Raw genomic sequence first — 19,508 nt, 5'->3', positions numbered from 1 at the left:
CACCCCGTAAATTTGCAGCATCAAAATCAATTTTTCAAAAAACGTTCAAATAAATTATGAAAATGATATTTAACGCAAACAGATATCACTGTATCGCGTTGTGCTTATTACTAATAAGCAATATTTTACACTCCCAAATAATCGATTATCAACATCTCAGCCTAGAGCAAGCCGTTGAAATTGGTTTAAAAAACAACAAAAACATTCAAATCAGCCATCTGAAAAGTGAAATGTCTGAGACCAAAGAAAAAGACCTCAAAATGGAAAGGCTTCCGGATATTGAGTTTCATACAAGCTACAATCAGGTTTCTAATCTTTTTCAGCACGAAAATGGCGTATTTGGAAAAGCTACAAAGTATGACATCATAAATGGAATGTACGACTTTACGCTTTCAGCCTCTATTCCGGTTTATATGGGTGGAAAAATTAAAAATACAGAGAAAAAAGCAGCTATTGACACCGAAATTTCTTCACTAAAAACTCATTTAGACAAAAGACAATTAACGATGGAAATTATCACGGCTTTTCTTCAAATTCATCATTTAAAAGAACAGCAAGGTTTGATTAATGATAAAATGCATGAAGATTCAGTTAATATCAAACATGTCAAAGCCTTGAAAGCAAATGGTGTTGTGACGGTAAATGAAGTCCTGAGAACTTCTTTACAGCTTTCTAATCATAAAATGAGCTGGACAGAGCTGGATAACGATGTACAGATTGCCGAACACAAATTAAAAACAATCCTTTCCCTTCCCGAAAATCAGGAAATGCATGTAGATACAGGAGATTTGATTTCAGAAAATGCCGAAATCCCTTATGTGAATGATTTAACGGAAACCGCTTTACATAAAAATGAATCTGTAGAAATGGCGAGCAAAAATCTTTCACTAAAAGAAATAGACAAAAAAATAACACAAGCGAATTATTTACCAAAAATTACCGCAGGTGGAGAATATTTTATAAAATATCCGAATATGATGTTTTTTCCGCCCGAACCTTATGCCTATCGTCTTGGAATGATTGGCGTAAATCTTACGTATCCTATCGAAAACTTATATAAAAATAAGTATAAAATGCAGGAAGCAAAAGAGAATATAAGCCTTGCAAAGCTGCAAATTGAAGAAAATGAAGAAAATATAAGACATAACGTCTACGAAGCTTACAAGAAGTTTGAAGAAACCAATCAAAAGGTAACCATTGCAGAAGAAGCTATTAATCAGGCTAAAGAAAATTATAGAATTGTAAGAACAAAATACACCAACAAACTAAGTTTAATCACCGAATTAATCGATGCTGACAATACATATTTGGAAGCTCAGTCTAATTTAATTTCAGTAAAAATAAATCGTCAACTTAAATATTATCAACTCCAATACACGATTGGAAACCTATAAAAACTATGGCACAGAAGCAATTAACACGAAAGGAAAAAAGAATCAACAAGACGATTACTTTATTAGCATGGATTCTCATTATCACAGGAATAACGGGAATGCTAAGCTTTTATCTTTTTTCCAGAAAAAACGTGACCACAAACGATGCGCAAATTGAGCAGTATATTACTCCGGTTTCCAGCAAAGTTTCAGGATTTATAAAAATTATTAAGTTTAACGAAAATCAATTTGTTCATAAAGGAGATACTTTAATCGTCATAGACAATCGTGAATTTGTTAATCAAGTGAAAATGGCAGAAGCTAATCTCAATGCAAATTCTGAAAATATTAGCACCATTGAAAGTGGCGTAAACACCAAAGCAAGCGATAATAAAATCATCGATGCCAAAATTGCCTCTGCAAGAATCGACATCTGGAGAACCGAGCAGGATTTTAAAAGATATAAAAACCTAGTTTCAGAAGACGCTGCCACAGAACAGCAATTTGAAAATGCAAAAGCTTCTTACGAACAGGCAAAAGCCAATCTTTTAGCTTTAGAACAACAAAAAAATGCTGTGAGAGCAAGTGTTAACGAGCAGGGAACAAAAGTTGCCCCTGCAAAAAGCCAGATTCAGCAAAGCTCTGCAAGTTTAAATAATGCTAAACTTTTTCTTTCTTATACGGTTGTTACGGCTCCTTATGATGGTTGGGTCGGCAAGAAAACCATTCAGGAGGGTCAGCTAATCAAAGAAGGTCAGGCTTTGGTTCAAATCGTAAGTAAAGAAAAATGGATTATTGCCAATTATAAAGAAACTCAACTCGGGCAAATCAACCAGAATAAAGAAGTTATCATCACAGCAGATGCTTATCCTGACGTAGAATTTAAAGGAAAAATAGTTTCTATTTCCCCAGCTTCAGGTTCGCAATTTTCTTTAATAAAACCAGACAATGCAACAGGAAATTTCGTAAAAATAGAACAAAGATTTCCAGTGAAAATTATTCTCAATAGTCATCAAAATAACGAAAAACTGCTTTCCGGAATGAATGTTCTGGTGAGTGCTAAGAAGATATAGGTTTTAGAGTAAAAAAGCTTTTTAATTCTCAAATTAACTCATTTTCAAATTTTCAAATTAAACTATTTTCGCGAAAAGACAGAATCGCAATTTTGCCATCTTACCTTTACTTTTACACCTTTTGCCCTTTTGTCTTTTCGCATTTTGTTTCAAAAAAAATCATGCAACACAATACAGTTTATCATAAATGGGTGCCGCAATGGCTTAAGATTCCTCTTTTGATTTTAGCACTTTTTCCGCACCTGATGTTGTTATCACTTTTGCATTCCAATAGTGCTTTTACTGCTTCATTTATGGATGCGGACTCAGACGACATTCAATATTTAATGATTTTGATGTATGGAACTTTTGTGGTGACACTTTTAGTAATACAGAGGTTTATGGCGTATTTCAGTGTGAAATATTACACATTGCTGATGTCTTCAGTTTCTATTCTTACGCTTTATGCGCTCTCTGTTACCAACGATTATCATTTAATTTTGGTAATTCGTGTTTTGGAGGGGATTTTTGGAGTTTTGGAAGGCGCTATTTTTTTACCATTAATTATTGCCGAGCTGAAAACAAAACACGCCAAAGAAATTGCCTATCTTTTTATGTACACCATTATTCTCATTGGCGGAACGATTACCACTTCTTTTTTGAAATCGAGTATTGAAGATTACGATTTTCAACACATGATTTTAATGATGGTTTATTTTCATGTTTTTGTTTTGATTATTGCCATCGCTATTTTTAATAAAAACAGATTTTTCGCCAAAAAACCTTTGTATCAATTAGATATTACGAGTTGGTTTTTGCTTTGGGGATGTCTCCAGGCAGGTGGATATGCTTTAATTTATGGCAAAAGATTAATGTGGTTCGAGTCGAATACTATTATAATCTGTCTTTTCATCTGTATGATTTCCGGAGGTTTGTTTATGCTGAAACAAAGAAATTCTGCAAGACCGTTTTTTCATTTTGAAGTTTTCAATTCTAAAAATGTGATTGTAGGCGTTATTCTCTTTTTCATTTTTTATATTCTGAGAGCGTCGATAAACAACGTTTACAACATTATGGCAACAGTATGGAAATGGCCTTGGGATTATATTGTTGAAATTCAATATTGGAATGTTGCAGGAACTTTTTTGGGAGTTATTATTTCTGCATTATGTATTACAAAAGGAGCTTCGTCAAGGTTGGTTTTCTTCGCAGGTTTTTTGATTTTGGCAGTTGATTGTGCTTGGTTTACTTACACTTTTTATCCAGACACTACTGTTCAAACGATTTGTCCGCCCTTATTTCTTCAAGGTGTAGGACAGGGATTACTTTTTACACCTCTCGTCTTTTTCTTAATTGCCGGAATGCCCGAAAAATATGTATCTAATGCAACGGCAGTCGGAACTTCAACAAGATTCTGGACCACCGCAATAGGATACGCTTTAATGCAAAATTTAATGTTATTTTTAACCTTAAAACATTCTGATACTTTAAGTTCACAGTTTGCCGATACCAATCCCATATTCTATTCACAATGGAATCAAATTTTCGGAGCCAATATCGCCAAACTTCCGGTAAATGAATCATTATCGATGACGGTGGGTGCTTTTAAAGCTAAAATTAATTCACAGGCAATATTGCTGTCTAATATGGAGATTTTCACCGGATTATTTTGGCTAGCTCTAATCACTGCTTTTATTGTATTGCTTTATCATCCGGTAAAAATTGCTATCAGAAATATTATGTAAAATTTTAGGCAAAAGATTTGATATATTTCCTGAAATTTGATTTATGGAAATTCAGGAAATTGTATCACAGCAGAAAGCATTTTTTAGAACACAGCAAACGAAAAGTATCCGATTCAGAAAAATGTATCTTGAGAAACTTCGTGACGTAATTTTAGAAAACGAAAACCTTTTATATGAAGCAATTTACAATGATTTCGGAAAGTCAAAATTCGATACATTTACCACAGAAATTTCCTTTATTTTAAATGACATTAAATATTATCTAAAGAATTTAAACTCACTTTCAAAACCCAAAAAAGTAAGAACAAATCTTGCTAATCAATTTGGGAAAAGCAGAATTCATAGCGAACCTTTAGGAAACATTTTGGTCATTGGCGCATGGAATTATCCTTATCAACTCTCTTTATCTCCTATTGTAGCAGCTTTAGCAGCCGGAAACTGTTGTATTTTAAAACCAAGCGAAATTGCCGAAAACACGATGAAAATAATGGCAAAAATCATCAATGAGAATTTCCCACCGGAATATTTATATGCTTACGAAGGAGGAATTGATGAAACTACAGCGCTTTTAAAACTCAAATTCGATAAAATATTTTTTACCGGAAGTACAAAAATCGGGAATATCGTTTACAAAGCTGCTGCTGAAAATTTAACTCCTGTAGTTTTAGAATTAGGTGGAAAATCCCCTGCTATTATTACAAAAGATGCCAATCTTGAAGTGACTGCCAAAAGAATTGTGTGGGGGAAATTTTTAAATGCCGGACAAACCTGCGTCGCACCTGATTATTTATTGGTAGAAGAATCTATACAGGAACAATTTTTAGAAATGTTGAGAAAAAACATTCAGCAATTTAAATATGAACCCCAATCTGAGCATTATACAAAAATTATTAATCAAAGAAATTTCCAAAGATTAATTAAATTAATTAATCAAGATAAAGTTTATTTTGGAGGAAACTATGATGATAAAAAACGATATATAGAACCTACTATTTTAATGAATATTACCTGGGAAGATGATGTGATGCAGGAAGAAATTTTCGGACCTATTTTACCTGTAATTTCTTTTACAAATTTTAATTTGATTCTAAATGAGATTGTAGCACTCGAAAAACCTTTAGCCGCTTATTTATTCACTGATAATGCTGAAGAAAAAGAAAACTTTACTCATAAACTTTCATTCGGTGGCGGTTGCATCAATGATGTGATTATGCATTTAGGAAACGAAAACCTCCCATTTGGCGGCGTTGGAAGTTCCGGAATTGGAAATTATCATGGAAAATATGGCTTTGAAACCTTTTCGCATCAAAAATCCATGCTTGAAAGAGCAACCTGGGGAGAACCCAATATAAAATATCCTCCTTATTCTGAGAAAAAATTAAGCTGGATTAAAAGATTTTTGTAAATAAAAAAACCGAGAAACTTTCTCGGTTTTACTTTTATGATTTAGGAGCCCATTGATTAAAAAATGCTTTCGTTTTTTCTAAGCTATACCCTTTATCTTGCTCTAAAACATCACTTTGCTGTACGTGAATTTTATTACCATTTTTATCTAAAATGATAAAAAATGGATAAAATTGTTGTTCATTAATATTAATATACTTTGCAAAAACTTTTTCATTTTTATTATCTGGAGAGTAATTTAAGTGATAATAAAGATAATTTTCATCAACGATTTTCTTCAATTCGGGAGTTGTCTGTACATATTGATTAAATCTTAAACACCAGATACACCAGTTTCCACCCGCCTGAATTATAATATTCTTTCCTTCTTTCTTTGCCTGAGCGATAAGCTTATTAATATCTGCTTGCGCATCAGCTTTAGCGTCATAAGGTTTAGGCATTTTTGCCTTTTCTTCTGCCACTGCTTTTTTCTTCGCTTCCAATTCTGCTGCATCACTTTTTACCAACAAAGCTTTATCACTTGAATTTTTAGCATCTATTGATTTACTAATCTTCTGAGCCCAAGCCAATGTACTTAAGGTCAAAAGAGCTACTAACGACATTTTTTTCATACTATAAAAATAAAAAATAATACTTATTACTTGCAAAAATGAAACCATATTTTTTTTATCACTAAATTTGCATACTTTATGAATTTCCTGATAAAAATACTTTACCTGATTTCTAAGATACCGCTTAAAATATTATATATTTTTTCGGATATTATCTTTTTTTTAAACTTCTATTTTGTAGGCTACAGAAAGAAAATTATTACCCAGAATTTAAAAAATTCTTTTCCTGAAAAAACAGAGAAAGAAATTAAAGCCATCAGAAAGAAATTTTACCTAAATTTTTCAGATTATTTAGCTGAAACGATAAAATCTTTCAGTATTTCTGAAACCGAGACGCGTGTCCGAATGCAATACATTAATCAACATGTATTTCACGATGCAAAAGCTGAAGGTAAAAATATGATTCTTATGGCGGGTCATGTGTTCAACTGGGAATGGATGAATGCTTTGGCACCCACTACTCCACAAAAAAATTCGCATCCTGTGTATCGAAAAGTTAACAGCAGTTTTTGGGAAAATCACATGAAAAAATTGAGAAGTAAATTCGGAAATGAACCTTTAGAAGCAAATGAAGTTATCTTAAATATTTTCAGAAACAAAAATGATGGAGACACTCTTTATCTTTTTGTTGCAGATCAAACACCACACGTTGCTCATGTCAATTACGGATTAAAATTCTTAAATCAGAGAACTCCTGCATTTATCGGTTATGATAAACTGGCTACAAGAATGGATCTTATTTTTATTTACTGTGACATGAAAAAAGTAAAAAGAGGTCATTATCAAGTTAATTACCACAGAATATATCCGGAAGGTGAAAAATTTGTAAAGAATGAAGTGGTAAGAAAATTTCATCAATTACTTGAAAATACGATAAGAAAAAATCCCGACAACTACCTTTGGTCACACAGAAAATGGAAATATCAGGATTCTATTAAAACTTATGATGGTGAATAAATGACAGAAAATTCTAAAAACATTGCCGTAGTTATCCTCAACTGGAACGGTAAAAGCTGGCTTCAAAAATTTCTTCCAAGCGTTATTCGTTTTTCTGAAGAAGCTGAAATCTACGTTATCGACAATCATTCGACTGATGATTCTGTTGATTTTTTAAAGGAAAAATTTCCTACCGTAAAAATTGTAATTAATGATAAAAATTACGGTTTTGCAGGAGGTTATAATCAAGGTTTAAAAAAAATAAATGCAGAATATTACTGCCTTTTGAATTCTGATGTAGAAGTAACAGAAAATTGGATTAAGCCTGTTGTAGATTTATTTGAAAAAGATTCTTCAATTGCTGCGATTCAACCTAAAATTTTATCTTTTAGCAATAAAAAATATTTTGAATTTGCAGGTGCTGCTGGTGGATTAATTGATAATTTAGGTTATCCTTATTGCAGAGGACGAGTTTTTGATGATGTAGAGGAAGACAAAGGACAATACAATGACGAAACTGAAATTTTTTGGGCTTCGGGTTGTTGTTTTTTCATCAAATCGAAAGATTTTTGGGAGCAAAATGGTTTTGACGAAAGATTTTTTGCCCATCAGGAAGAGATTGACCTTTGCTGGAGATTGATTAATTCTGGAAAGAAAATATTTTACACCGGAAAATCAGAAATTTATCATGTAGGAGGTGGAACATTAAACAAACAGAGCCCACAAAAAACATATTTAAACATCAGAAATAATCTTTCGATGATGCTTAAAAATCTACCTTTTCCTCAATTGATTGGGTTGATATTTTTCAGATTATGTCTAGATGGAGTTGCCTCATTCTATTTTGCATATAAAAATGGTTTTTCACATCTTTGGGCGGTTGCAAGAGGACATTTTGGATTCTATGCTCAACTTCCTGAAACCATTAAACGTCGACAAAAACATCAAAAATCAAAGTATTACCAAACAAAATGGCTTATTTTTAAGCATTTTTTAGGAACTAGGTTTTAGGTTTTAGGTTTTAGGTTTTAGGTTTTAGGTTTTAGGTTTTAAAATTATCAATAATAAATTATAAAAAAACTTTATGGATTTCTGCGCATTAGATTTTGAAACGGCTACTCACGAGAGAAATTCTGCTTGTGAATTAGGAATCTGTATTGTTCAGGATTCTAAAATTGTGGAAACCAAAACGTGGCTGATAAAACCGCCAAGTTTCCCTTATTTTCATCAAAGAAATATTGATGTACACGGTATTTTACCCAATGATGTAAAAGATGCACCTAGGTTTGATGAAATTTGGCATGAAGTACAAGAAATGATGTATGGCACATTGATGATTGCCCACAATGCAAGTTTTGATGCCGGTGTTTTAAGAGGCTGCCTTGATTATTATGGCATGTTTACCCCAAAATTAAATTATCTCTGCAGTATTCAGTTAGCCAAAAAATCATGGAATTATCTTCCAAAATATGGTTTAAAGCATCTTGCAGAATATCATAATATTCAGTTTAAACATCACAGAGCCGGAGATGATGCGGAAGCTTGTGCCAGAATATCACTTTTAGCTTTTGAAAAGCTTATTCTTACCAGCAATGATGAAGTATCAGATTTTATGAAACTGAAAATTAAAGCGCTTTAATATTTAATTTTCAGTTCAAATATTTCTCTGATTAAATAATTTAAGCTTCTATTAATTGCTTAAAACTTCAGATAAAAGGCTAAATTTTGGAATATCAATTTCAAATTGTTCTTTGGTATTTGAATTTTCAACCAGATATTTTCCGCTCATACTTCCTACGCCTGAACGTAGCATTACATTCGAAAAATAAGCAAAATTATCACCAGCTACTACATCTGGAGTAAGACCTATTACCCCATCGCCGACAACTTCTGTAAACCCAAATCCTACATCAAAAATAAGCCATTTTCTCTTTAGGACTTTAATTGGGAAATCGCCATCGTTTTCAATAACGATGTTATACTTAAAAACGTAACGGTTTTCTGAAGGATAAGAGTTCTTACTATCATATTCAGGGTCTACCGAAACTTTGATGTTAGAAGTAATTTTAGAAAACATTTCATTCAATTTAAATTAGTAAATACAAAAATCTCGCCTTTTTTAAGGCGAGATTGTAGATATATATCTATTTGAAAAAATATTATAATCCTAAGCCTTTTCTTTCGTCTCCACCCAATAGAATTTCTACAGGATTGTCGATCCCTTCTTTTACCGCAACAAGGAATCCTACAGATTCTTTACCGTCGATAATTCTGTGATCGTAAGACATTGCAACATACATCATTGGACGGATAACAACCTGTCCGTCAACCGCAACCGGTCTTTGGATAATGTTGTGCATTCCTAAGATTGCAGATTGTGGCGGGTTGATAATTGGTGTAGACAACATAGATCCGAAAGTACCACCGTTTGTAATCGTGAAAGTACCTCCTGTCATTTCGTCAACTGTAATTTTACCGTCTCTTACTTTGATTGCTAAGTCTTTGATATTAGCTTCAACACTACTGAAAGACATATTTTCAGCATTTCTCAATACCGGAACCATTAATCCTTTAGGACCTGAAACCGCAATTGAAATATCGCAGAAATCGTAATTAATTTTGAAATCTCCGTCGATTGATGCATTTACATCAGGATACATTTGTAATGCTCTGGTAACTGCTTTTGTGAAGAAAGACATGAAACCAAGTCCTACTCCGTGTTTTTGGCCAAATTCTTCTTTATATTGCTTTCTTAATCTGAAAATTTCAGACATATCAACTTCGTTGAAAGTCGTCAACATTGCAGTTTCGTTCTTTACAGAAACTAATCTCTGAGCGATTTTTCTTCTAAGAACTGAAAGTTTAGTTGTAGTCGTAGATCTCGCCCCTGTAGCTGTTAAAGAGCTTCCTCCCATTGCAGGAACGGCAGCTAATTCAGCATCAGTTTTAGAGATTCTTCCGTCTCTACCAGAACCTGAAACCTGAGAAGCATCGATTCCTTTTTCGTCAAGAATTTTCTTGGCAGCCGGAGAAGGAGTTCCTGTAGCGTAAGACTGAGCAGCAACCGGAGCTGGTTTTGGAGCTTCAGCTTTTGCAGGTTCAGCAGCTTTAGCTTCTTCCTGTTTTGGAGCTTCAGCAGCAGTACCTTCTGGTTTCGCCGCAGCCATATCAATTAAACAAACAACCTGACCTACTTGTACCACTTCACCTTCTTCTGCTTTTAAAGTAATAATACCACTTTCTTCTGCAGGTAATTCTAAAGTTGCCTTGTCTGAATCTACTTCAGCGATTGGTTGATCTTTTTGTACGTAATCACCATCTTTTACAAGCCAAGTTGCAATTTCAACTTCTGTAATTGATTCTCCCGGTGAAGGAACTTTCATTTCTAAAATTGACATATCGTATTTTTTATTTTTTAATTGATATTTATTAAGACTTTGAGAAAATAGATAAAAGACTAATTTCTAACCTCTAATTTCTAGTTTCTATTTTTTTTATTAAGCTGTTACTGGTCTTTTAGCCGGAGCATCATCTCTGTCGAACACTCTGTTGATCACAGCATTTTGGTTTTTCTCAAACATTTTGTGACTTCCCGGAGCCGGAGCACCACTTTGTACCGGAGAAACAACTTGAATTCCTGTATCTCTGAAATTTCTTAAGATATAAGACCAAGCTCCCATGTTTTCTGGTTCTTCCTGAGCCCAAATGATTGATTTTCTATTGTCATATTTAGCAAAAATAGCTTCAATTGCATCATTTTGTAATGGATACAACTGCTCGAATCTTACCAATGCAATATTTTCACAATTCAATTCTTCTTTTTTAGCTAATAGTTCGAAGTATAATTTACCTGAACAAAGCACTAATTTTTCAACTTTTGCTGGATCTGCCGTAGGATCATCTAAAATAGGTTGGAATCCTTTGTTTGAGAAATCTTCAAGCGGAGAAACCACTTTTGGATGTCTTAATAAAGATTTCGGACTCATTACAATTAATGGTTTTCTGAATGACCATTTCAATTGTCTTCTTAATAAGTGGAAATAGTTGGCAGGAGAAGTAATATTCGCCACGACCATATTTTCGTTAGCACAAAGTGTAAGGAATCTCTCTAGTCTTGCTGAAGAGTGTTCTGCACCTTGACCTTCCGAACCGTGAGGTAACAACATGACCAAACCGTCCTGAATCTTCCATTTTTCTTCTGCTGCAGCCAAATATTGGTCAACAATAATCTGAGCACCGTTTACGAAATCTCCAAACTGAGCTTCCCAAATCGTTAAAGTATTAGGAGATGCCATTGCATACCCATAATCGAATCCTAAAACTCCATATTCTGAAAGGTGAGAATTGAAAATATCAAATCTGCTTTCTGAAACTTCTTTTAAAGGAACATATTCTTCTTCGGTATCTTCAGTTTTCACAACGGCATGTCTGTGAGAGAAAGTTCCTCTTTCAACATCTTCTCCGGAAATTCTTATGTTGTGACCTTCTACAAGAAGTGTAGCGTAAGCTAACCATTCTCCTAAAGCCCAATCTAAAGAGTTTCCTTCAATTGCTTTGATTCTGTTATCAAACAGTCTCGTAATTTTATTAATGAATTTTTTATCTGTAGGAAGCGTTGACATTTTAATAGCCAATTCTTTCAACTTCTCTAAGTCATATTTTGTATCAACAGCATTCTGAACAGCTCCTCTTTTTGCAATCGGGAAATTAGTCCAGTCATCTGCCATGAAAATATCCATTACATTCTTTTCGATTTCTTTTGAAGCATCAAAATCTTTATCTAAAAGTGCTTTGAACTCTGTTTCCATTTTTGCGATAACATCATTTGAGGTAATGTTATCTTTCAGTAATTTATCTTTATAAATTTCTCTAGGATTCGGGTGCTTAGAAATTGATTTATATAAATTAGGCTGTGTAAATCTTGGCTCATCACCTTCGTTGTGACCATATTTTCTGTATCCTAATAAATCAATATATACATCTTTACCAAATTTAGCTCTGAAATCAGCAGCAAAATGAATAGCATGTACCACCGCTTCTGCATCATCAGCATTTACGTGCATTACAGGAGATTCTGTAACTTTTGCAACATCTGTACAGTATGTAGAAGATCTAGCATCCATATAGTTTGTTGTAAATGAAACCTGGTTATTTACAACAATATGTACGGTACCACCCGTTTTGTACCCTTCCAAAGTCATCATCTGAGCAACTTCGTAAGCAATACCTTGTCCCGCAATTGCACCATCACCATGAATAATGATTGGTAAAACTTTAGAATAATCTTTATACTTATCGTCTACTTTTGCACGACAAATACCTTCAACTAAAGCTGCAACAGTCTCTAAGTGAGACGGGTTTGGCGTTAAGTTGATAGCTACTTCTTCTCCAGAAGCTGTTTTTATTTTTTTAGATGATCCTAAGTGATATTTTACGTCACCCGAGAATACATCTTCTTCAAATTCTTTTCCTTCAAATTCTGAGAAAATCTGCTTGTACGATTTTCCGAAAATATTCGTTAAAACATTCAATCTTCCTCTGTGAGCCATCCCCAAAACAACCTCATCTACTCCTAGCTGAGAAGATCTTGAGATCAACTGATCCAAAGCAGGAATTAAAGTTTCACCACCTTCTAGTGAGAATCTTTTCTGCCCTACGAATTTTGTATGAAGATAATTTTCAAATGCAACTGCCTGATTTAATTTTAATAAAATTTCAGTTTTTTCGTTTGAAGAAAGAATGGGGTGGTTTTCGTTTACCTGAAGCCACTGCTTGATAAAGTCTTTCTCCTGAACATTGTTGATGTGCATATATTCTACACCAATAGAATCACAGTAGATGCTTTGTAAATGTGCAATCAAATCCTTTAAAGTTGCAGGACCTTTCATCCCTGTTTCAACAGCACAGTTGAATTTTGTATTTAGATCTGATTGATCAAGACCAAAATTTTCAATATCCAAAGTTGGTGTGTAATGCCTTCTTTCACGTACAGGGTTTGTTTTTGTAAACAAGTGACCTCTCGTTCTGTAAGCTTCTATAAGGTTTACCACCTTAAATTCTTTTTTGATATGCTCTGGTACTTCACCGTTTGATGCTGCCTGAGAAATTTGCTGCACAGCAGGAGAAGATTTCACCAAATTTTGTACATACTGGATGCTTTCATCATCACTGTAGTTCTCAATTGCAAAATCAAAGCCTTGAAAAAAGGCTTTCCATGATGGTTCTAAAGAGTCAGGGAATTTTAAGTATTGTTGGTATAAATCCTCAATTAACTGAGAATGAGCTGCGTTTAGGAATGAAAATCTGTCCATTATTACAGTTTATCTATTATTAAATTTTGTTTAACGTATTAATCCTCAAATTTAATAAAAAAAACCGAGTTGGGATGACCTCAAAACCTTAAAAAAAATATAAAAAAGATAATTGGGAAAAAATCATCTATAAACAGAGAGAGAAAGTTTAAGATTAACATCTTTACCGTCTACAGGTGGCTCTATAAAAGTCTGATAAACATCACCATAACGCATTTCGTCTTTCTTTGCCTTTTGTATAAGCTGTTGAATTGCTTTTATTCTTCCCGGATAAGAACCTTTGTAATACATTACATAATTTTCTGTAGGGCTCACAGATCTGAAATTAAAATTATTATCGGCAACTCCTATTTTTTTTGATAAAGGAATTCCGAAAAAATAAGAGACTTCGTTATCTTTAAAATTATCGGCATCGGTAATAAGAACAGGATACCCTACCTCATCATTTTTTTTACCTAAATCCATCGTTACAAAATTATTGACCTTGTTGTAATTCATGACAATATTTTTATACAAGGCATCTTTTTTATTAGATGTACTTACATTGATACCCAAAATCATTTTCTCCTCTTCTTTTTCCACCATCAGACTATCATATTTTATGGCAGCCAACTGATTGTCTTTTTCTACTTTATTGCCTAACACATTTTTCAGATTAAGCATGCTTTTCTCAATATTATCTGCAAATTTATCTTCCGTCCAAAAATTCTGAGCTCTAGATAAAACCGATAATTTTGGAGTGTGAACATACCATGTAATTTTTGTTTTTTCCGGTGAAACTGCTGTAAATTTCACATCAATTAAAGTAGGATTCTCATCTTCATCTTCGAAAAGCTGATACCTTAAGGTTTTATTCGGATTTTCGTAGCGGATAAACATTTCGCCGCCATCTTTACTTTTAGGATCATCGTAGCTGATGGCACTTCCTTGCCCTTCGTAAGGCGAATAATAGTCAATGGTAATGGTTTTTGAGCTGGAGAAAAAATTATTCCAACGGGTAAAGTTCTGTAAATTATTAAACTGATTAAAAACCTTTTCTAAAGGATAATCTACCTCTTTTTCTATGGTAAACCTTTTACTTTCATCCACAAAATAGTACATAGAAGCCGCATAAGCTCCCACCAACAATACTACAATAACCGCTATAATTTTGAAAAAACGCATCACACAAAAGTAATACAAATAAAAAAAGTGACCAATAACTTGATCACTCTTGTTTTTTATTTTTTGATGGGTATTGGATGTTTGATGTTCGACTGTAAAAATTTTGAATTAAAAACTAAGCTTGAAAGTTATTAGCTCTCAAAACATCCAGCTTCCTGTACCAAACTTCCAGCCTCTTATCCAATATGAGTTCCTGGTTTCAGAACTGCACCTTTTTTTACCACAACAATTCCGTCTTGTACAGAATGGGTTCCGTAATCGCCATCTTTAAGATGTTTCCCACCAATGATTCTTACATTGTCTCCAATGTAGCAGTTTTTATCCAAAATTGCTTTTTCAATGTAGCAATATTTACCAATCCCCATATTAGGTAGTCCTTTTTGATCATTGCTGACAATATCATTTGTATTTTGATAAAAATCTGACCCCATAATATATGAATTAACAATGGTACTTCCTTTGTCAACTCTTGTACGGTTTCCAATCACCGAATTTTCAATTTTATCTGCCATAATAATACAACCATCACCAAAAACAGCCTTGCTTACGTAAGAACCATTAACTTTCGATGGCGGAAGCATTCTTGCACGCGTAAAAATAGGCGCTGATGAAAAAAGATTAAATTGTGGAAAATCGTGACACAAATCTAAGTTGGCTTCGTAGAAAGATTCAATGGTTCCTATATCCGTCCAATATCCTTCATACTGATAACTTAAAGTCGTATATTTTCCGATAGAATTGGGGATAATATCTTTTCCAAAATCGTCTCCAGCACCTTCTTCAAACATTTTTTTCAAAATACTTTTAGAGAAAATATAAATTCCCATTGAGGCTAAAAACTCTTTTCCCTTCACTTTATTTTCGTCTGAAACTTCAGATTGCAGACCTTCAAGCTCATCAAATGCTGGTTTTTCTACGAATGAAGTAATGTTTCCTTCATCATCAGATTTTAAGATTCCGAAACCTGTAGCATCTTTAGAATTTACGGGAATCGTTGCAATCGTTACATCACCTCCTTTTTCAATATGAAAATCAAGCATTTCATTAAAATCCATTTGATACAATTGATCTCCGGAAAGAATCAAAATATATTCATAATCATACTTTTCTAAATGCTTCATCGATTGACGAACCGCATCTGCTGTACCCTGAAACCAGCTATCACTGTCAACATTCTGCTCCGCTGCCAAAATATCTACAAAACCCTGACTGAAAATATCAAAGTGATAAGAATTTTTAATATGTGAATTAAGGGAAGCCGAATTAAACTGAGTCAAAACCAAAATTTTATTCAGTCCAGAATTAAGACAATTTGAGATTGGAATATCTACCAATCTGTATTTTCCTGCAATAGGAACAGCGGGTTTAGACCTTGTATAAGTTAATGGAAAAAGCCTTGTTCCTCTACCTCCTCCCAACACAATAGAAATAACGTTGTGTTTCATAAATATCTGCGTTTTTTTAATTTTTATATAAAGTTAAATACTTTTCTGCTGATTTTTCCCAGGCAAAGTCAAATTTCATATTAGATAACACCAATTCATCCATTTGCGCTTTATTTTTGTAAATATCCACACCACGACTCATTGCGTGAATAATATCGTCGACTCCGGGATAGGTAAAATTTAAGCCAGCACCTCCGGTTGTAATATCTTTTACGGTATCTCTCAATCCGCCAGTATAGCTTACCACAGGAACAGTTCCGTACCGCATTGCATACATTTGATTGAGACCACAAGGTTCAACTCTGGAAGGCATCAACAAAAAATCTGCCGAAGCATAAATTTTATGAGAAAGATGCTCTTTGTACCCTATATCTGTCGCAAAATTGGAGTATACAGAATCCAATTCTTTCAGCTGTTGTTCTATATAAGCATTTCCCGAACCGAGAACGATGATATTTAAACCTCCAAAGCTTTGTTTGATGCTTCTCCAAATTAAATCAGGTAACAAATCTGCACCTTTTTCAGTGGCAAATCTTCCGATGAAAGCAAATAAAGGAAGATCAGGATTCAAACCATACTCTTTACAAAGTTTAGCCTTGTTTTTCTTCTTTATTTTAAGTGCATTTTTACTATTAAAATTAAAATCAATCATCGGATCGGTCTGTGGATTCCACACATCAGTATCAATCCCGTTGATAATTCCGTAAGCTTTAGAAAACTCTTCTCTCACCAAACTTTCAAGACCTCTGAAACTCACAAATAACTCTTCAAGATATCCTTCAGAAACCGTTGTAAAAGCACTGCTGCATTTAATCATACTCGCTAAAGGATTGATAAAACCATTCCAATCGAGAAGTCCCCATTTATGATGATCAAAAGCAGGCATATAATTCACCATATCCCAACTCATCATTCCCTGATATTCTCCATTATGAATCGTTCCAATCGTTTTCACCCCTTTCAGAAATTCAAACTCATCACAATTTTCTATCATAAAAGGAACTAAGCCGGTATGATAATCGTGACAATGCAAAACATCAGGTCGAATTTTCATCGCAGACAACCAATGCAGAATGCCGTGCTGAAAGGCTAAAAACTGAAAACTTTCATCTTCGTAACCATAAGGATTTTCACGATCGAGCAATCCCGGTATTTTCACCATAAACAATTCAAACCCCAAAACATCGGTAGTTTCTTTCATTACCTGCACCTGAAGCATATTGGAACCCTGATGAATAAACCCATCAAAGACTACTTCAAAATCGTAGTCGTATACAAAATGTTTGTTGTACCAAGGCATCACTACTTTTGCCGTGACCTCTTTTATTTTATTCTGATACTTTGGAAGAGCACCAACTACATCTGCAAGTCCGCCAACTTTTGCTACGGGATAACATTCTGTACTGAGGTGAAATATTGTCATTTTTTGTGTTGTTTAATCCTATTTAATTTATACTTTTTATCTTTTTTCTGTCTTAAAACGATTCCGGAAAGCGCAGGAAGATTAAGGCTTATTGATCTTGGACGGTTCATCCATTCATCATGGTCTTCTCTGAAAATATTAGCTTCAACTCCGCTTCCATTATATTTTTCATCATCTGAATTAAGAACTACTTCCCAGTGTGTACATAAATTTACACCCACTTTATAATCTAAAACATTTGGCGTGAGATTTAAAATCACCATAAAAACATCATCCCTTCTTCTTCCTTTCCTTAAATAAATATAGACAGAATTATCCTGATCATTTGCTTCAACCCATTCAAACCCATTTTGATTAAATTGATTTTCAAAAAGCGCCGTTTCATTTTTATAAAGGTGATTCAAATCTTTTATTAAATTCTGTAACCCTTTATGAACCGGATATTGTAATAAGTGCCAATCTAAACTTTTCTGAAAATCCCACTCGTTGGTTTGCCCGAATTCATCGCCCATAAACAATAATTTTGCTCCGGGATGCGTAAACATATATACATACAAAGCTCTGAGATTGGCAAATCTTTGCCATTCATCTCCTTTCATTTTATAAATCAAACTTGCTTTTCCATGCACCACTTCATCATGTGAAAGCGGAATCATATAATTTTCATTATACATATACATCGAAGAAAAAGTTAGCTTGTTATGATAATCTTTTCTGTTTACAGAATCCTGCTTAAAATAAAATAAAGTATCGTGCATCCAGCCCATCATCCATTTCATTCCAAATCCTACTCCGCCTTCATGTACAGGTTTTGTCAGCTTTGGAAAATCTGAACTTTCCTCGGCAATGGTCATGATATTATTTCCGAATTCTTTATAAACGGCTGTATTAAATTCCTGAAGAAAAGCTTTTGCTTCAAGATTTACATTCTCGCCATAAATATTAGGTTCCCATTCACCTTCATTTCTAGAATAATCCAAATGAAGCATCGAAGTTACTGCATCAACACGAAGTCCGTCTGCATGATAGCGATCAAACCAAAATACAGCATTTGAAATCAGGAAAGATTTCACTTCATTTCTTCCGTAATTAAAAATATAAGACTTCCAATCAGGATGAAAACCTTTTCTCGGATCTTCATGTTCGTATAAATAAGAACCATCAAAACGATGTAAACCATTTGCATCACCGGGAAAATGTGAAGGAACCCAGTCTAAAATAACACCAATATCATTTTTGTGAAGTTCATTAATCAAAAACATTAAATCCTGTGGTGAACCAAAACGAGAAGTTGCCGCAAAGAAACCGGTAATCTGATATCCCCAACTCGGATCATAAGGATATTCCATTACGGGCATAAATTCTACGTGAGTAAAACCCATTTCAATAATATATGGAACGAGTTTGGAAGCTATATCTCTATAATTCAGAAATTTTTTAGGATTATTTTCATTCTGCATCCAAGAGCCTAAATGTATTTCGTAAACCGAAATCGGAGCATCTAAACTATTTTTTTGCCAGCGTTTTTCAAGCCATTCGTGATCTTCCCACTCATACCAATTGGTAGAAACCATTGATGCGGCTTGTAGATTTTGCTCCCAGCTTAATGCATAAGGATCACTTTTTTCTAAAATTCCTCCCTGAACCGTTTCTATGGCATATTTATAAAGCGTACCCCAGGAAAGTACCGGAATAAAACCTTCCCAAATCCCAGATTCATCCCACCTTGGGAAAAGGATATGCTCGCGGTGATTCCAGTTATTAAAATTTCCGATGACAGAAACTTTTTTAGCGTTCGGAGCCCAAACCGAAAAATAAACCCCTTTTATTCCGTCTTTTTCAACAGAATGAGCACCAAACTTTTCGTAGAGTCTATAATGTTTACCTTCTTTAAAAAGATAAACATCATGATCCGTAAAAAGGGTGTAGGTTTTTACAAAATTCATCATAATCGGTTTTTGGTCTAAGTCATCATCAGCATCTCTTTTTTTTTCACTGAATTACGATGACTACCAAATATATAAACTTTTCCCGTGGAAAGAGC

Annotated in this window: 15 protein-coding genes; 7 read left to right on the top strand and 8 right to left on the bottom strand. The window is 33.9% G+C overall.

Features of this window, described 5'->3' with window-relative positions; all coding sequences use genetic code 11:
* The first annotated feature begins 56 nt into the window (after positions 1-56).
* The 4 genes from LO744_RS09060 (at position 57) to LO744_RS09045 (ending at position 5,575) form a co-directional block, all read left to right on the top strand.
* Positions 57-1,394 carry a TolC family protein gene (locus tag LO744_RS09060; RefSeq protein ID WP_230668762.1) on the top strand — a complete coding sequence of 446 codons (1,338 nt, stop codon included), beginning with the start codon at positions 57-59 and terminating at the stop codon, positions 1,392-1,394.
* A 5-nt stretch (positions 1,395-1,399) separates the two neighbouring features.
* Entirely contained in the window at positions 1,400-2,446 is a 1,047-nt protein-coding gene (locus LO744_RS09055; RefSeq protein ID WP_230668761.1) for an HlyD family secretion protein, read from the top strand.
* A gap of 161 nt (positions 2,447-2,607) precedes the next feature.
* A complete protein-coding gene (locus LO744_RS09050) occupies positions 2,608-4,170 on the top strand; it encodes an MFS transporter (protein ID WP_230668760.1) in 1,563 nt (520 codons plus the stop codon).
* Between the two features lie 43 nt (positions 4,171-4,213).
* The gene (locus LO744_RS09045; RefSeq protein ID WP_230668759.1) at positions 4,214-5,575 is read left to right on the top strand and encodes an aldehyde dehydrogenase; all 1,362 of its coding nucleotides are present in this window, start codon (positions 4,214-4,216) and stop codon (positions 5,573-5,575) included.
* 34 nt (positions 5,576-5,609) lie between these two features.
* Here LO744_RS09045 and LO744_RS09040 read toward each other — a convergent pair whose 3' ends face one another.
* Positions 5,610-6,185, bottom strand: a complete 576-nt coding sequence (locus LO744_RS09040) for a thioredoxin family protein (RefSeq protein ID WP_230668758.1) — start codon at positions 6,183-6,185, stop codon at positions 5,610-5,612.
* Positions 6,186-6,263: 78 nt separating this feature from the next.
* On the opposite strand from LO744_RS09040, the gene LO744_RS09035 reads away from it, so the two are divergent.
* The 3 genes from LO744_RS09035 to LO744_RS09025 all read left to right on the top strand — a co-directional run bounded on the left by LO744_RS09035 (position 6,264) and on the right by LO744_RS09025 (position 8,760).
* Complete coding sequence (locus LO744_RS09035) at positions 6,264-7,142, top strand: lysophospholipid acyltransferase family protein (RefSeq protein WP_230668757.1); 879 nt, start codon at positions 6,264-6,266, stop codon at positions 7,140-7,142.
* Entirely contained in the window at positions 7,143-8,132 is a 990-nt protein-coding gene (locus tag LO744_RS09030) for a glycosyltransferase family 2 protein (protein WP_230668756.1), read from the top strand.
* Between the two features lie 73 nt (positions 8,133-8,205).
* Positions 8,206-8,760 carry a 3'-5' exonuclease gene (locus LO744_RS09025; protein ID WP_230668755.1) on the top strand — a complete coding sequence of 185 codons (555 nt, stop codon included), beginning with the start codon at positions 8,206-8,208 and terminating at the stop codon, positions 8,758-8,760.
* 51 nt (positions 8,761-8,811) lie between these two features.
* Here LO744_RS09025 and apaG read toward each other — a convergent pair whose 3' ends face one another.
* From apaG to glgB, 7 genes are all read right to left on the bottom strand, one after another.
* Positions 8,812-9,198 carry a Co2+/Mg2+ efflux protein ApaG gene (gene apaG, locus LO744_RS09020; protein WP_230668754.1) on the bottom strand — a complete coding sequence of 129 codons (387 nt, stop codon included), beginning with the start codon at positions 9,196-9,198 and terminating at the stop codon, positions 8,812-8,814.
* Positions 9,199-9,280: 82 nt separating this feature from the next.
* Positions 9,281-10,519 (bottom strand): 2-oxoglutarate dehydrogenase complex dihydrolipoyllysine-residue succinyltransferase, encoded by a 1,239-nt coding sequence (odhB, locus tag LO744_RS09015; RefSeq protein WP_230668753.1) that lies wholly within the window; start codon positions 10,517-10,519, stop codon positions 9,281-9,283.
* Positions 10,520-10,618: 99 nt separating this feature from the next.
* Positions 10,619-13,432, bottom strand: a complete 2,814-nt coding sequence (locus tag LO744_RS09010; protein ID WP_230668752.1) for a 2-oxoglutarate dehydrogenase E1 component — start codon at positions 13,430-13,432, stop codon at positions 10,619-10,621.
* A 123-nt stretch (positions 13,433-13,555) separates the two neighbouring features.
* Entirely contained in the window at positions 13,556-14,596 is a 1,041-nt protein-coding gene (locus LO744_RS09005) for an SRPBCC domain-containing protein (RefSeq protein ID WP_230668751.1), read from the bottom strand.
* Between the two features lie 176 nt (positions 14,597-14,772).
* Positions 14,773-16,041 (bottom strand): glucose-1-phosphate adenylyltransferase, encoded by a 1,269-nt coding sequence (locus LO744_RS09000; protein ID WP_230668750.1) that lies wholly within the window; start codon positions 16,039-16,041, stop codon positions 14,773-14,775.
* Between the two features lie 16 nt (positions 16,042-16,057).
* Positions 16,058-17,464, bottom strand: a complete 1,407-nt coding sequence (locus LO744_RS08995) for a glycogen synthase (RefSeq protein WP_230668749.1) — start codon at positions 17,462-17,464, stop codon at positions 16,058-16,060.
* Entirely contained in the window at positions 17,461-19,410 is a 1,950-nt protein-coding gene (gene glgB, locus LO744_RS08990) for a 1,4-alpha-glucan branching protein GlgB (RefSeq protein WP_230670522.1), read from the bottom strand. The genes LO744_RS08995 and glgB overlap by 4 nt, the downstream gene beginning before the upstream one ends.
* Between the last annotated feature and the right edge of the window lie 98 nt (positions 19,411-19,508).

This window comes from Chryseobacterium turcicum (genome assembly GCF_021010565.1).
Classification (GTDB): domain Bacteria; phylum Bacteroidota; class Bacteroidia; order Flavobacteriales; family Weeksellaceae; genus Chryseobacterium; species Chryseobacterium turcicum.
Note: the sequence above shows the minus strand (reverse complement) of the source record. Positions and strands in the feature narration are given on the sequence as shown.

Excerpts from the sequence above, each read along its gene's own strand:
- LO744_RS09060 (WP_230668762.1), top strand. The coding sequence starts at position 57 with ATGAAAATGATATTTAACGCAAACAGATATCACTGTATCGCGTTGTGC.
- LO744_RS09055 (WP_230668761.1), top strand. The coding sequence starts at position 1,400 with ATGGCACAGAAGCAATTAACACGAAAGGAAAAAAGAATCAACAAGACG.
- LO744_RS09050 (WP_230668760.1), top strand. The coding sequence starts at position 2,608 with ATGCAACACAATACAGTTTATCATAAATGGGTGCCGCAATGGCTTAAG.
- LO744_RS09045 (WP_230668759.1), top strand. The coding sequence starts at position 4,214 with ATGGAAATTCAGGAAATTGTATCACAGCAGAAAGCATTTTTTAGAACA.
- LO744_RS09040 (WP_230668758.1), bottom strand. The coding sequence starts at position 6,185 with ATGAAAAAAATGTCGTTAGTAGCTCTTTTGACCTTAAGTACATTGGCT.
- LO744_RS09035 (WP_230668757.1), top strand. The coding sequence starts at position 6,264 with ATGAATTTCCTGATAAAAATACTTTACCTGATTTCTAAGATACCGCTT.
- LO744_RS09030 (WP_230668756.1), top strand. The coding sequence starts at position 7,143 with ATGACAGAAAATTCTAAAAACATTGCCGTAGTTATCCTCAACTGGAAC.
- LO744_RS09025 (WP_230668755.1), top strand. The coding sequence starts at position 8,206 with ATGGATTTCTGCGCATTAGATTTTGAAACGGCTACTCACGAGAGAAAT.
- apaG (WP_230668754.1), bottom strand. The coding sequence starts at position 9,198 with ATGTTTTCTAAAATTACTTCTAACATCAAAGTTTCGGTAGACCCTGAA.
- odhB (WP_230668753.1), bottom strand. The coding sequence starts at position 10,519 with ATGTCAATTTTAGAAATGAAAGTTCCTTCACCGGGAGAATCAATTACA.
- LO744_RS09010 (WP_230668752.1), bottom strand. The coding sequence starts at position 13,432 with ATGGACAGATTTTCATTCCTAAACGCAGCTCATTCTCAGTTAATTGAG.
- LO744_RS09005 (WP_230668751.1), bottom strand. The coding sequence starts at position 14,596 with ATGCGTTTTTTCAAAATTATAGCGGTTATTGTAGTATTGTTGGTGGGA.
- LO744_RS09000 (WP_230668750.1), bottom strand. The coding sequence starts at position 16,041 with ATGAAACACAACGTTATTTCTATTGTGTTGGGAGGAGGTAGAGGAACA.
- LO744_RS08995 (WP_230668749.1), bottom strand. The coding sequence starts at position 17,464 with ATGACAATATTTCACCTCAGTACAGAATGTTATCCCGTAGCAAAAGTT.
- glgB (WP_230670522.1), bottom strand. The coding sequence starts at position 19,410 with ATGAATTTTGTAAAAACCTACACCCTTTTTACGGATCATGATGTTTAT.